Source organism: Bacillus sp. FSL E2-0195 (assembly GCF_038003645.1).
GTDB classification, from domain to species: domain Bacteria; phylum Bacillota; class Bacilli; order Bacillales; family Bacillaceae_G; genus Bacillus_A; species Bacillus_A mycoides.
Genome location: NZ_JBBOPN010000001.1, coordinates 2413894 through 2429017 on the forward strand (window position 1 = coordinate 2413894; position 15124 = coordinate 2429017).

General features: G+C 34.7%; 6 protein-coding genes, 3 pseudogenes and 1 riboswitch. Of the genes and pseudogenes, 7 read left to right on the forward strand and 2 right to left on the reverse strand.

Features of this window, described 5'->3' with window-relative positions; genetic code table 11:
* The first annotated feature begins 31 nt into the window (after positions 1 to 31).
* Together MHH59_RS12365 and MHH59_RS12370 are read left to right on the forward strand one after the other, a co-directional pair.
* On the forward strand, positions 32 to 2512 hold the full coding sequence (locus MHH59_RS12365; protein WP_016126993.1) for an RICIN domain-containing protein: 2481 nt from the start codon (positions 32 to 34) through the stop codon (positions 2510 to 2512).
* A gap of 154 nt (positions 2513 to 2666) precedes the next feature.
* A pseudogene (locus tag MHH59_RS12370) lies at positions 2667 to 2810 on the forward strand (ABC transporter ATP-binding protein); the annotation flags it as partial.
* A 587-nt stretch (positions 2811 to 3397) separates the two neighbouring features.
* Here MHH59_RS12370 and glsA read toward each other — a convergent pair.
* A complete protein-coding gene (glsA, locus tag MHH59_RS12375; RefSeq protein WP_078214540.1) occupies positions 3398 to 4327 on the reverse strand; it encodes a glutaminase A in 930 nt (309 codons plus the stop codon).
* Positions 4328 to 4878: 551 nt separating this feature from the next.
* On the reverse strand, positions 4879 to 6204 hold the full coding sequence (brnQ, locus tag MHH59_RS12380) for a branched-chain amino acid transport system II carrier protein (RefSeq protein ID WP_003189324.1): 1326 nt from the start codon (positions 6202 to 6204) through the stop codon (positions 4879 to 4881).
* A gap of 697 nt (positions 6205 to 6901) precedes the next feature.
* Between brnQ and MHH59_RS12385 the strand changes: the two are divergent.
* From MHH59_RS12385 to mgtA, 5 genes and pseudogenes are all read left to right on the forward strand, one after another.
* Positions 6902 to 7750 (forward strand): annotated as a pseudogene (locus MHH59_RS12385) (S-layer homology domain-containing protein); the annotation flags it as partial.
* A 563-nt stretch (positions 7751 to 8313) separates the two neighbouring features.
* Positions 8314 to 8490: riboswitch (M-box (ykoK) riboswitch) on the forward strand.
* Between the two features lie 211 nt (positions 8491 to 8701).
* Positions 8702 to 10030, forward strand: coding sequence for a magnesium transporter (mgtE, locus tag MHH59_RS12390; RefSeq protein WP_002185814.1), 1329 nt, complete (start codon positions 8702 to 8704; stop codon positions 10028 to 10030).
* A gap of 89 nt (positions 10031 to 10119) precedes the next feature.
* Positions 10120 to 11232 (forward strand): annotated as a pseudogene (locus MHH59_RS12395) (FtsW/RodA/SpoVE family cell cycle protein).
* 22 nt (positions 11233 to 11254) lie between these two features.
* Positions 11255 to 11794 carry an undecaprenyl-diphosphatase gene (locus tag MHH59_RS12400; RefSeq protein WP_033729449.1) on the forward strand — a complete coding sequence of 180 codons (540 nt, stop codon included), beginning with the start codon at positions 11255 to 11257 and terminating at the stop codon, positions 11792 to 11794.
* 228 nt (positions 11795 to 12022) lie between these two features.
* A complete protein-coding gene (gene mgtA, locus MHH59_RS12405) occupies positions 12023 to 14716 on the forward strand; it encodes a magnesium-translocating P-type ATPase (RefSeq protein WP_340851296.1) in 2694 nt (897 codons plus the stop codon).
* The last annotated feature ends 408 nt before the right edge of the window (positions 14717 to 15124 follow it).

Here is a 15124-nt window from a genome sequence, read left to right on the forward strand (position 1 = left end):
GGAATAGATAAATAGAGAAAGGGTGAGAATCATGGCGTTTATTCAGCGATATTCAACCACGACTAACGGGGCGGTTACTTTTACTGGCAACACACTGGGTCTAAGTAATATAAATATCAGTTATACAGATATTGGTGCATTTATCACATTAGATTTGTCTAAGCAGGTACCAGGATATCCTGCAGGTACCACACTAGATTGGAAAGAAAATGCTTCTGCTGCACAGCTTCGCTTACCAACGGGAAGCATAGTATTATATGCAGAGCTAATTTGGGGTGGATCAACAAAAACGAGTACCGAGGATGTGACGAGTGAAATAGATCGGGCCATAACGTTAATCTCACCAAAAGGGAGCACCCTCATTACGCCAGATCCGACTACGAGTCAGCAAGTAGCTCAGGCGAACCAAATATTTTATGTTCGCTCTGCCAATGTTACTAGTTTTATAGATGCAGGTGGGGCTGGTAATTATACTGTCAGTGGTGTACCAGCGACAGTACAAAGATATAAAGGGAACAACGTGGGGGGATGGACTTTATCTGTGGTTTATAAAGATCCTACACTGCCTCTTCGAAATATGAACATTCATGTCGGAACTGCATCGATTGAGAAAACGGGATCAGTAAGCCAGAAAATTTCTGGCTTCTCTACGCCTGAACTTGGTGATGTCAAAGCAAGATTGTTGCTAACCGCAATGGAAGGAGATTCAAAGATTCCAGGAGATCAGTTACTTTTTGGAAAAGATGCCTCTTCTTTAAAGCCCATTTCAGGTCCCAATAATCCGATTGACAACTTCTTTGCTTCACAAATTAATGATGATGCAGGGAATCTAGATACGAGTGGTACCTATGGGAATGTAAATGTCATACCAGGAAGTGCCGGACCAGCAGTTCGTTATAATTGGGATATTACCAATGTGGACGCTTCTACAGCTATGGAGAATTCACAAACGGAGGCATTAGTTCAACTGACTTCGAAATCAGATGGTTATATAGTGACAGGTCTGGGTGTCCAAATTGATGTGAATAGTCCAGAAATCAAAATTAATAAAGAAGTAGATAAAGAAGCAGCTATCGTGGGTGAAATCCTTACTTACACTCTATTAATTGAAAACAGTGGAATGACCGAAGCACAAAAAACTATTTTAAAAGACACTCTTCCACCAGAATTAAAGTTTGTTGAAGACAGCTTACAGATCGATGGCGTTCCTATACCTGGTGGAGATCCGACAAAAGGAGTAGACATTGGTTCCATATCTATCGAAGGCCCGACGGAAGTTACCTTTCAAACCTTAGTATTAAAAGTGCCACCAGACAATAGAGCGGTGAATAAAGCTACTGTCGTGTATGATTTCCAAAGTGCCCCAGGCTTACCGGTCTCTTCAGGTACAGCAGATAGTAATGAAGCCATTACGGTCATTCGAAAAGTAGAGGTAGAGGTAGTGAAACGGCAAGACATGTCAGTTTATGTCAAGGCAGGTAACATTATAACCTATACCATTGAAGTTGCTAATACAGGTGATACACAACTGACCGATGTCGTAATTGAGGATCAAATTCCAAATGGAACGAAGTTGGTTCCAGGCAGTTTGCAGATAGATGGGCGCCCTCTCTCAGGCAATATAGAAAGTGGCGTGAATATTGGTACGGTAGAGCCCGGGACGACGACAAGAGTCACCTTCCAAGTGTTGATTGATAACCCAGTGCCTAAGAAAGTGACAAACAAAGCAAAAGTTGATTATAAATATAAGCTTATTCCTGATGGACAAATTTATCGTAAAGTAGAAATGACGAATGAAGTGACAGCTATTCACGAAAGCAATTGTAAAGAAGCACAGAAGAAAATCGTGACAGGTATTGGAGAAGCTGAGTTAGCGGCTGCAGGAGTAATCGTAGCAGAAAAATTAAAAATACAAGATGCAATTCGGGCCTTCAACGAAGGGAAGCAGAGTGCAGAAGAATTACTCAATGAGAATGAACAGTTGACCCACAAACTAACAAAAACAATTTTAGACGAAAAATTGCAACAAGATACATTGCAAAAAGCAAAAATACTTTGTTGCGATGGTATTGAAGGGATTGACTACAGTGGTGTCTATATCATCAAAAATAAAGGAAGTCAAAAAGTATTAGATATATCTAGCGCCTCAAAGGATAATGGTGTAAACGTCCAACAATGGGATTATAACGGCGGAGATCATCAAAAATGGGAACTAGAGAAGATGGCAGATGGGTATTATAAAATCAAAGCAGTTCATAGTGGAAAATTGCTTACTGTGTCCGGAGCTTCAAACAGTGATGGTGCGAATGTAGAACAATGGGAAGACATTGGTGGAGATCATCAAAAATGGAAAATCGAAAAAAATTCGGATGGAACGCTTAAATTGATAGCTAAGCATAGCGGCCAATTACTTGATCTGAAGAGTAGTATACAAAACAATGGTGCTAATATTCAACAATGGCCAGACAATGGTACAGATGCTCAATGTTGGGAATTGACAAAATTAAAATAATACTTTTTATAAAATAAAGTATGTGTTTCGATATAGTAGCACAAAGTAGAAGTATTTGCTTTTAATAAAAACGGTAGAATAAACTTTAAAAAGAAAAGACATGAGTCATTGAGAAGTATAGACTCATGTCTTTTTTGTGTTATGGTGTAAAAAATATTTAATAGAAGCAATTGAAAATACATTTGATGAGGTAATCTTTTTAAAAGACGGAAATATTGTATTACATGAAAACGTAGAGGAAATTCGTTTTCATCAAGGTAAAGCAGTACATGAGTTGTTTAGGGAGGTTTTTGAGTAATGAATTCACTTTTATAGAGGTATCGTGGATTCTTTAGATGTATGAAAATAAAAACTGTTCGAAAATGTATTAATAATGGAATGTAAAGCCAATCATCCCTAAAGTGATTCCAAAAGAAAAACTTAAGACTATTCAAATTCCAACCCTCTTATTGATGGGCGTAATGATTGGTACCATGATACCTCAAACCGGATTATATATCATTGTAATACTATTAATGATATTGTTTACAACCACTTGGGTTACCATGAATCGACAAATTCACAGTCAACCTATAGAGTAGAATCTGCTCCCTTATTTTTGGGTGTGAGGTAAAGCATGGAGAGCAGAGTATTTCCTAAAAAAGTGCTCCTAGATAAATCTAGGGGCACTTTTTTGGATGTAGTTACTGGTTTTATTGGATGGTGAACACCAGCAGTTAGATAATAACTTATGAATGTGAACTACTCACCACTTAGCAAAGTTTGAAGAGGGAGCTTCTTAGTTCCACGACGAAAGTAACCTTTCGTCTCCCTGAGCTTTACTTCGAGGTGTTCCACCCCTAGATGTCCAACGCTTGAGGAAGGAGAATTCTTTCGGGGAATTCGTTAAAACATACTCCAGCCTTCTTGTGCGGAAAGTAGTTCTAGCATTTTAAAACCAGCTATACTATTTCCGTTAGCATCTAAAGCGGGTCCAAAAATACCAATTCCCATTTCTCCTTTTACGCATCCGAATATCCCACCGGCAACCCCACTCTTGGCGGGTATTCCGACGCGAATTGCAAATTCACCAGATTCGTTGTACATGCCGCATGTGACCATAAATGTTTTACAAATTTTTGTTATATGTTCCGGAACGATTTGTTTTTTTCTATATGGATCATATCCATCCATTGCAAAAATCAAACCAATCCGTGCTAAATCAATGCAGTTTACCTCAATTGCACATTGACGTGTGTATAAGTCCATTAACGCCTCTACATCGCCATTGATAATGTCATTTTGTTTCATATAGTAGCAAAGAGAACGATTTAAGTAAGCTGTTTCTAATTCAGAGCCGGCTACTTTTGAAGAGTAATTAATTGTAGGATTGACCGTAATATCACGCACAAAGGAAAGAATCCGTTCCATCTTCTCGTCATTACTATCCCCTGTTAATATACTTGTAATCGCTAGTGCTCCTGCGTTAATCATTGGATTGAGTGGTTTAGAAGGGTTAGCTGTTTCTAGTTTAATAATAGAATTAAATGGGTCACCAGTTGGCTCCATTCCAACTTTAGAAAATACATACTCTTCGCCACGCTCTAAAAGTGCAAGTGCAAGCGTAATTACTTTTGAAATACTTTGAAGGGTCAAAAGCGTTTGGGAGTTCCCGGCATGGATATAATCTGTTTCTTTATGATAAATTGCAATCCCTAAATCATCTGGATTTGCATTTCTTAGTTCAGGGATATAAGTAGCCAGTTTACCTTTTTTTGTATATGATTGTACTTGGTCTAGTAACTGTTCTAGGTTATTTGTTTGAATACAGTGCATAACTAATACGTCCTTTTCCTTTTTATCTTTTTCCGCCAGAAGACTTCCTCCTCAATTTGTGTGAAGGTGTGATAGCACTAGCAGATAGGTGGCAGATGAATGTCGGATGGCGTAAGTCAAAATGTTTGCTAGCATATACTTGTACAGATTGCTCTTTGAAAACTGAAGAAATGAGGTTGGTTGCAGAAAAATCGTTGCAATCGTAAAATCTTCAACGTTCCATCGTCCCACGCTTGCCGAAGTTGCGAAAACCAAGCTAAAGTAGGAAGCGTGATGAGTCAACGTACAAGACACTTCAGTTCTTACCGTAGGAACTACGGGCAGAGCCTGCTAAGATAACTGGTGGATACATCGGTGTTCGCAGGAATCCCCCACTTCAAACATCTCGTAAGAGTGTTAAGTGGGGGGAGTTCAAAGAAGCTAACATAATGTTATTACCAGGAAAAATCCAATCCCGATACTATTTTCGTTTATATATTTTCTTTTTGTACACGAATCAGACGCCCCTTTAGAGTTACATTGTTCCAATGATTACAATTGCCTTAATGATTTTACGTAGTAGAACACTGTTTAGTTCTTCCTGAAATCATCAAACCAATCAAACTGCCAAGTAAGGCTATTAAAATCCATCCCATTCCTTCGTTATATAGAGGAACGTATTGCATGAAAGTAAGCAACGAGTCACTAGCAAGTTCTGCTGTTTCTAATCCTTGTACTATACTAATCAGTAATGCTCCTAAAACTGATCCAACATAGACAGCCTGCTTATCTTTTATAAATCGATCAAAAAAAGCGAGGATAATTAGCACAATTGCTACAGGATAGATAACAATTAGGATAGGTAGGGAAAGTTTAATTAGCATAGACAAACCAAGGTTTGATACTCCAAAGCTAAATAAGCAAATAATTAAAATGATTTTGTTATAAGAAATCTTTGGAAATAGTGTTGTGAAAAATCTCCCACATGCTGAAACGAGTCCTACAGATGTAGTTAAACATGCGAATAACATTGTAATTCCTAATAAGGAAAGACCATATTGCCCAAATAAATGTTGTACTAAATTTGTTAATAACACACTTCCGTTTTCAAATGTGCCAAATGTTTGAGAAGTAGCTCCAATATAAGCAAGTGATATATATATGATAGATAATCCAAGTGCGGCTATAAGCCCTGCTACTATAGTAGATTTAGCAATGGATTTTTTATTTGTAACACCTTTTTCTTTTATAGCGTTAATTACGATAATTCCAAATACGAGAGCAGCAAGGGCATCCATTGTTAAAAACCCTTCAATAAATCCTTTGAAAAAAGGAGCTTCCTGATATGAATCAGAGGGTGTTGAAATAGATCCAACTGGTGAAGAAATTGCTTTAACAATAATAATACTAATCATGATTAGTAACAGCGGGGTTAAATATTTTCCAATTCTATCTACTAATTTAGAGGGATTTAAAGATAGATAATACGTTATAGCGAAATATGCAAATGTGTATAGGAGTAATATATACCATTGATTTTGCATGGTGTTACTTAAAAAGGGGGCAACTGCCATTTCATATGAAACAGTGCCTGTACGAGGAATGGCGAAAAAAGGGCCAATTGCTAAATAAATGATAAGAGGGATAATAACACCACAGGCGGGGTGAATCCTACTAGCAAGGGTACTAACATTTCCACCAAAAAGGGAAATAGCAGCGATGGCTAGTAATGGAAGTCCAATACTACTCACAACAAATCCCGAAATCGATATCCAAATATTCGTTCCAGATGAATATCCTAATAATGGAGGGAATATCATATTACCTGCACCGAAAAATATTGCAAACAGCATAAGTCCAATAGGGATTGTTTCTTTAAAAGTTAACGATTGTTTCATAGAGCACTCTCCTTTTTTGACGAAAAATGTCGAAATTTAAGTTTTTTTCATTATAACATATGAAATTAGAAAATACAGAAAAATAAAAATGAAAAAAATCCCTTATTTTACTTGAAATACTATTTGAAATAAATAAAATGATATAAATACTCAAATTTATTGTGCTGTCTTACTCTAAATATAGAAATATCTTTATACCAAAAATTATTATATTGAAATTTAAAAGAGAATGAAGGGATCAGCAGCTATTTGTATAAGCGTCTCTTGATTAATTATTATGAATTGATTTTGCTGCGAAGTGTAATTTATTTTAGTTTTTATAATGAGGTTCACCATATCAATTAAATAGACCCGGTATAAATTCAATCGTAAATAAGTCATCCTTTCCTATGATTCTACAGATAGTAGAATCAAAGAAAAAAGAAAAGGGACATGAACAGGAACAGGCACCGATGGAACGTGCTGTTTATTGGTGTCCGTGAGAAAACAGACCTGTTTTGAATAAGTTAATTTTATTTTGAATATATAATTACTATAGATAAATATTTGAATTCAAATAACGGACATAATTTCCCCATATTCACTGCATAAAATTTTGTTAAACTCTGAAATTCAAGAGGTAAATTATTCTTTATCATTGTAGTTCTTTTTTTATACGCTACTCTAAAATGCGTGTAATTATTAGAAATATGAATATCATGTGGTTAAACATCAAAATTGGAGCGGGAAAATTTGTCCATCAAAAATGATTAAAAGAGATGCTTGGAATGATTTCTTAGTTGGTACAAAAAACTATTATAACGCTAACAATAAAGATGATATTACCGGTGGTTGGTATGAAAAAGATATTCGTGAATTAGCATCGCAAGGGATTATGGTAGGAGATGGACAAGGTTCATATTGGCCGGATCGTCTTGTTACTCGAGCAGAATTTGCAACATTTATTACTAGAGCCTTAAAGTTGCCTGAGGGCACTTCAAAATTTACTGATCTTAATACGGCACACCCCTCATTAATAGATGGGATTAATCGTGCAGCAGCAGCTGGAATCATTAGTGGTAGGGGAGATAATATTTTTGCTCCAAATGACACAATTAAGCGTGATGAAGTGGTCATTATGATTGATCGAGCGTTACAGTATAAAAATATTATTGGAAAGCTAGTAGACTTGCCTTTTACTGATCAGAACTTAGCGTATGATAAACAGGCTGTACAACGTGTTTATGGACTAGGGATTGTAAAAGGAAATGAAAAAAACGAATTTATGCCCAAAGGTACAGCCACTCGCGGAGAAGCTGCTGCCTTTCTGAATAGAATGCTACATGTATTAAATAATGATAACAATAATTCAATAGGTGTTGTTACCATAACTGGTTCTGGTGTAAATCTGCGCAAGGGACCTGGGACGACTTATGAAGTAATTCGTAAACTAAATAAAAATGAATCATATTCTGTATATAAGGAACAAAATGGATGGTTAAGTATTGGTGATAATCAATGGTTATTTTATGACCCTAGTTATATCTTTTTTAATAAAAATAAATAAATACTAGAAAAATCGTGTAAAACAGAAAGCATTTTTGTTAGCAAGAATGCTTTCTACTTTTTTATATTTAAATTTCAAATATTTCGAGAGATTTATATAAGGAAATCTATAAATCATTTCATTTGTATAAATCTTGTTTGAAATAAAATACAGTGAACCACTCGCCATTTAGCAATGCTTGAAGTGGAAGCTTCTCAGTTCCACGAAGAAAGCAATCATTCATCTCCGACCTACCGTTGGGCTAGCGCCCTTCACACGCTTGAGGAAGGAGCATTCTTTCGGATAATACGTTAAATATTTTATTTTTACACCATTCTTCAATTATAAAGCGTCAGGACACGTGTAATAATAAAAAAAATTAATTTAATAGTTTATAGTTTAGAAAATTTAGCGCATAAATTGTAAAGTTCGTTGTATAAATATAAATCAGTATACAGCTGTTTATATCTATGAGTTGGGAATGGTATGATATCAAAAAATGAAGAAATAAGTTTTATTATTACTTGACAAGCTCAAAAATAGTGGATATGCTTTAACACGAAACGAATAAAAAATTTAAAATATTTATAACCTGTTAGGTGAGGCTCCTATACAAACACAGGCTATTGCCCAAAAATATCGAAAGATGCCAATGGGTAGAACAGGAATTGTCGGATTAAGGCTCTTCTTAAGATAGCTAAGTGATGAAAGATTCATCCTTTACGTTGTATAGTGCCAAAACTCAACTAGGGGGAATGAGCTTTATTTAGCTATGTCTTTTTTAAATCAACCTCCTTTAGTTGAATCACTAGGGGAGGTTTTTTATATGCAAAATTTTATTTGTAATAAATCTCTTATAAAAGGGGGGAAAACTAATGATTGATGATATTGATCCCATATTTATTAAGAAATTTGTTTTCCCAGAAGTGGGAAAATGATAACAAGTGCCATTGTCCTTAAGGAGGAATTACGATGAAAAAATGTTTGCAACAATTATTAAAGACACAAGACATACATTTAGTGCGAGAGCTTATAAAAAATCAATCCTATGATATTGCAATGGAAATGAAAGATTTTCATCATAAAGATCAGATATCTTTAATGAAATATTTTCCTACTGAAAAAGGTGCGAAAATTCTTAGTTACCTTACTCCAGAGGAGCAATATAATATTTGTACCAATTTGCCTTTGGATAAAGGTGAAGAGCTATTAGCAAGGCAATCTATCGATGACCTTGTTGATGTAATTCTTTCAATTCATGCACTTCAGGCTAAAAAGCTGATACAACTTATGTCTGAAGAATCTCAACAAAGAATTAGAAGTCTGCTGGTTTTTCAATCTGGAACAGCGGGCAGTCTGATGACAATTGACTATATTGCCGCCAGGGAAAATTGGAAAGTGAAAGATACGCTGTCGCATATTAGAAAAATTGGTGCAGGGGTAGAATCAATTTCGTATATTTATGTTCTTGATACGCGTGGTCAGCTTAATGGAATTGTTTCTATTCGTGAATTATTGCTAGCTTCAGATGATAAGACTTTATCATCAATAATGGCATCAGATGTCATTTCAGTTTCAGTGGATCTAGACCAACAGGAAGCTGTACAAAAGCTAATGGATTATGATTTATCTGCTATACCTGTAACAACGATGGATAATCGGATGATAGGTATCATAACCTTTGATGATGCAATGGATGTTTTCGAAGAAGAAGCAACTGAAGATATTCAAAAATTAGGAGGGAGCACCCCATTAGATAAGCCATATTTCGAAACCTCTATTTGGCAAATATACCGTAAACGTATAGGTTGGTTATTACTTCTGTTTGTAGCGGAAGCATATACTGGTTCTGTACTTCGACATTATGAAGAAACTTTGACTCATGTAGTAGCACTGGCTTTCTTTATTCCATTGTTAATTGGAACTGGTGGAAATACAGGTACACAGGTCGTAACTACATTGGTTCGTGCTGTAGCTCTAAATGAGGTGAAATTTAAAGATATATTTCGTGTTATGAAAAAAGAAGCATTAGTAGGTATTTTACTTGGGCTTACATTAGCCGTGGCGGCATTAATTCGTGCGTACACTTTAGGCGTAGGTACAGAAGTCGCACAAGTTGTAGCTATAACTGGATTATTCATTGTTATTTGGTCGTCTATTGTTTCATCTGTATTACCCTTGATTCTAAATAAGTTAAAGTTGGATCCAGCTGTTATTTCAGGTCCGTTCATTACGACATTAGTCGATGGGACGGGGTTAATTCTGTACTTTACCATTGCAAAAATGTTATTAGGCTTATAAAAAATTTATACTAAGTTTTTATACCTAGTTTCGTTCCCGTAAAGTTTGTAGACAAGATTCTTGGAAGCATGGAGAAAGAGAGAATAGAAATGAAAAAAATATTCAAGTTACTGGATTATCCGTTGGTGTTTTCGCTTATCGTTACAATTATATTTGGAATTTTGATGATGTATAGTGCTAGCTCAATTGTTGCAGTAAAAAATTATGGTTATAGTGGTGATTTCTTTTTTCGCTCTCAATTAAATAAACTTTTTTAGGAGTAATAGGGTTAATAATTTGTATAGGACTACCTTTACATATATGGAAAAAACGCATCGTTTCCGTGTGTATTGTAATTGTAAGTATTATATTACTATTTTTAGTTTTATGGAAAGGGAAAGTTGTTAATAATGCACAATCTTGGATATTTGGAATACAGCCTGCAGAATTTATTAAACTGGGTGTGATTATTGTACTAGCAGTTTTTTTTTCAAAGCGTCAAGAGGTGCAAAAATCATATTGGTAAGGCAGTGGTAAAGTTATTTTGTTTTTAATGTTTACGTTCTTTTTGATATACAAACAACCCAATCTAGGATCTGCATTATTAATTTCAGGAATAGGGGTAAGTATGTTTATATGTTTTGGAATAAACATTTCTATTTTAATGAAATGGATAACTGTTACTTCAATTGTTTGGGTACCGACTTTATACTTTCTTTTTAGGTTTGGTTTATCTGATGTTCAAATGGCACGTATTACAACGGTGTTCAATCCATTTCTTGATGCAAAAGGGGATGGTTACCAACTTGTAAATTCATTTATTGCCATAGGATCTGGTGTAGTTAGTGGACGTGGGTATGGAAATAGTATTCAACAGGAAGGTTTTTTACCTGAGCCTCATACTGATTTTATTATGTCAATTGTATCTGAGGAGCTTTGAATTATAGGGGTACTAATCATATTAACTGGTTTATTAACTATAGTACTTCGCTCTTTTAAGATTGCTCAAGAGTGTAAAAGTCAATTTGGAGGTCTAATATCAATAGGAATCGGGAGTATGATAGGTCTTCAATCTATTGTTAATTTAGGAGGTGTCAGGGGAATGTTCTCTCTTACAGGCACCCCACCTTCCATTTATTGGTTATGGTGGAAGTTCTTTAATGGCTAATTTAATAGTAATGGGACTTTTAATAAATATCTCAATTTTCAATAAAAAAAGATAATATATTTGCTTATGGAGGAGAAATGTTAAATTTAATAAACAATCTAGATTATAATGGATTTCGGTATATAAATGAGCATGTGAAAGGAAATGTATACATCGATTATTTAATGATCTTTTTTGCTGAATATGCTCAGTATATGTTCATACTATTATTTATGATTCTTTGGTTAAATAAAAAATATAAAAATAGAACCTGTGTAATTCAAGCTATTATAGCATGCTGTTTTGCTTTTGTGTTGAATAGAATTATTGGATTGTTTTTTTATAGAGAACGACCATTTGTTTCTCAGTTGAATATAAAACAACTTGTTGAGCATAGCGCTAATGCCTCTTTTCCTAGTGATCATGCTACAAGTGCCTTCGCAATAGCTATAACTTTATGCTTATATGAAAAACGTTTAGGGAAAGCATTTTTATTGTTAGCTTTTTTAATTGCTTTTTCAAGGGTCTGGGTAGGAGTACATTATCCGCTGGATGTATTAATAGGAGCTGTTTTAGGATTTTTATGGGCCTTCATAATCCATTATATAGTTAAAACTAACTTCAAAAATAATAAATAAAGCATCTACACTATTATACTTGCGACAGACCACATTATATTCAAAATTTTTGCTGCTAATAAGAGGAAACCTATAAATAAAAATTACTTTTTACGGTGAGAATAATACTATTTAAGTGCGATTGCACTTCTAAATTTGATTAAAAATTCAGGGTGATTATAAAAATGTAGCTTTAAAATTATATTTTGAAAAAACAGGGGGATTTTATTTAATGGGTAGGAGGTTAAGTTGTTGCGATCTAATAAAAAAAAATCTTTTTATAATCAGGAAGTACTAGGAAAAAATTATAAAATGCTAAGTGAAATTGCAAAAAGTGATGTTGAGTCGACGTTAGCTTTTTTTAAAACATCGTCTCATGGACTTTCTCAGGAAGAATCTACTAAGCGGCTTGAAGTATATGGGGAAAATAAAGTGATTTATCAAAAAAGAATAAAATGGTATATAACATTATTTAATTCTTTTAGAAGTCCGTTTATTTCTCTTCTAATCATATTAGGGATGTTATCTTTTCTTACTAATGATATAAAGGGTACTATTATTGTAGGGATTATGGTGGCTGTAAGTGTGTTAATTCGGTTCATACAAGAAATTCGTTCTCAGAAGTCTATAGAAAAATTAAAAAATCTTGTATATGGAAAGGTAACTGCCCTCAGGGGGGGAGATGTTTTATATAAGGAAAATAAGAGGGCGGTATTAGAAGAAAGTGGAAAGGTACAAGTTGCTCTTGAGAATCTTGTACCAGGGGATATTATAGAATTATCTGCCGGGAATATTGTACCTGCAGATGTACGAATCATCTCATCGGAAAATTTACTTGTAAATCAATCATCACTAACAGGGGAAGCATTACCCATTGTTAAAACAAATCAGTATTTCCATATGTACAAAAAACGTAAAATTAGAAAAATCCAAAATTTGATCGAATTGGAAAATCTCTGTTTTATGGGAACTCATATTATAAGTGGTACCGCAAAAGCAATAGTTGTGGGTACTGGAACAGATACTTACTTTGGTTCAATAGCAAAGAATCAGTTTAAACTGAACAAGAAATCTGATTCTAGATTCGATAAAGGGGTAAGCAAAGTTAGCTGGCTATTAATTAAATTTATGATTATCATGACACCTATTGTTATGATAATACATGGATTTATAAATGGGAATTGGTATGAGGCATTTTTATTCGCTTTAGCTGTAGCGATTGGACTTACTCCAGAGATGCTTCCAATGATTGTGACCGCTAATTTGGCTAAAGGTTCTATTAATATGAGTAAAAAGAAGGTACTTGTAAAACAACTATCTTCTATCCATAATCTTGGAGCTATGGATATTCTCTGTACCGATAAAACAGGCACATTGACAGAAGATAAAATGGACCTGGTATGCCATACAGATACTAATGGAGAGAAGTCGGATGAGGTTTTGAAATTAGCGTATTTAAATGGCTACTTTCATACAGCATATAAAAATGAAATTGATCTATCGGTTATGCGTTATGTAAGAGATAGTAGTGAATATGATATATCTCAATACTCAAAAATAGATGAATGCCCATTTGATTTTAATCGAAGACGAGTTTCAGTTGTTGTAGAAACAAATGCTAACGAACGAATAATACTATGTAAAGGTGCTGTTAGAGAAGTTATATCAATTTGTAGTTATATAAAAGAAAATAATAAGATAATTCCTATTACAGATGAAATCCAACGTAAAAATAAACACTTAATTGAACTCTGGCAGGAACGGGGGATGCGTGTTGTTGCAGTTGCATATAAGCAGTTAAAGAGTGATAAAGTGGGGAGTTACTCTATTGATGATGAATCAGATATGATACTTGTTGGATATGTTGGTTTTTCAAATCCACCCAAACAATCGGCTATGGCTGCACTTCATACTCTACAAAAGAAAGGGGTACAAGTGAAAATTTTAACTGGTGATAATGAGTCCGTGACAAGAAATGTATGTAGGAAAATGGGCTTGTATATAGGAGAACCAGTACTGGGTTATGAAATTGATAGTCTTCCTGATAAAGCATTAGTAAAACTTGCAAGTAAAACAAGTGTGTTCGCAAAATTAAATCCTAGTCAAAAATTTCGTATTATTAAGGCACTTCAAATGAATGGCCATACAGTTGGATTTATGGGGGATGGAATTAACGATGTGTTTGCTTTAAAACAGTCTGACGTTGGTGTATCTATCCATACAGCAGATGATATCGTTAAAGAGTGTTCAGATATTATACTTATAGAAAAGAATTTACATGTATTAGAAGATGCTATTGTGGAAGGGCGGACAACGTTTGGAAATATACTGAAGTATATTAAGATGACAGCAAGTTCAAATTTTGGAAATGTATTAAGTTTATTAATTGCTAGTGCATTTCTTCCTTTTCTTCCAATGCTACCAATTCAAATATTATGTCAAAACTTACTATATAATCTATCCCAACTTTCAATTCCGTGGGATAAAGTAGACAATGAATTTTTAGTAAAACCAAGAAGTTGGGATACAAAAGATTTATTTCGTTTTATTATTTTTATTGGGCCGGTAAGTAGTGTTTTTGATATAATCATTTTTATCGTAATGTGGAATATATTTGGTGCAAATATTCCTGAAATGCAATCCTTATTTCAAACGGGTTGGTTCGTAGTAGGGTTACTAACACAATTATTAATTGTGCATATGATTCGTACTCAACATATTCCTTTTCTACAAAGTACGGCTGCTAGACCTGTTTTGATACTTACAGGTTTAGTTATGATTATAGGGATTTCCCTTCCATTTACCAGGTTAAGTACCCAAATTGGCTTAACTCCACTTCCGTTGTATTATTTCCCGTGGTTATTTGGAATTTTAACAATATATGCTCTAGTTACTGAAATTATAAAGAAAATATACATCAGGAAGTTTAATCGATGGCTGTGAACTACTCGCCACTTAGCAAAGCTTGAAGTGGGAGCTTCTCAGTTCCACGATGAAAGCAACCTTTCGTCTCCCTGAGCGTTACTTCGGGGTGTTCCATCCCTAGATGTCCAACGCTTGGACGCTCTTTTGGTACGGTTGATATTTTACGCAGGAACCGAATGGCTTGGTTTTCGCACTCTATCTTCTTCCTGCAACCTCATATATCAAGTTATCAAAGAACTTCATATAGCTAGTTTATCAAAAGCTTTTGGCTATGCCAAACCGAAATTCCTCTCCCACCTACCGTTGGGCTACGCCCTTCACACGCTTGAGGAAGGAGAATTATTTCGGGGAATTCGTTAAAACTAAAACATTTTGTTGAAGTTCATTGTACGTTGAAAAGGCGGAGTCTCTTTGGAGACTTCGCCT

What these genes read in the sequence shown, in the direction of transcription:
- MHH59_RS12365 (WP_016126993.1), top strand. Translation starts at nt 32, where the DNA reads ATGGCGTTTATTCAGCGATATTCAACCACGACTAACGGGGCGGTTACT.
- glsA (WP_078214540.1), bottom strand. Translation starts at nt 4,327, where the DNA reads ATGCACTGTATTCAAACAAATAACCTAGAACAGTTACTAGACCAAGTA.
- brnQ (WP_003189324.1), bottom strand. Translation starts at nt 6,204, where the DNA reads ATGAAACAATCGTTAACTTTTAAAGAAACAATCCCTATTGGACTTATG.
- mgtE (WP_002185814.1), top strand. Translation starts at nt 8,702, where the DNA reads ATGAAAAAATGTTTGCAACAATTATTAAAGACACAAGACATACATTTA.
- MHH59_RS12400 (WP_033729449.1), top strand. Translation starts at nt 11,255, where the DNA reads ATGTTAAATTTAATAAACAATCTAGATTATAATGGATTTCGGTATATA.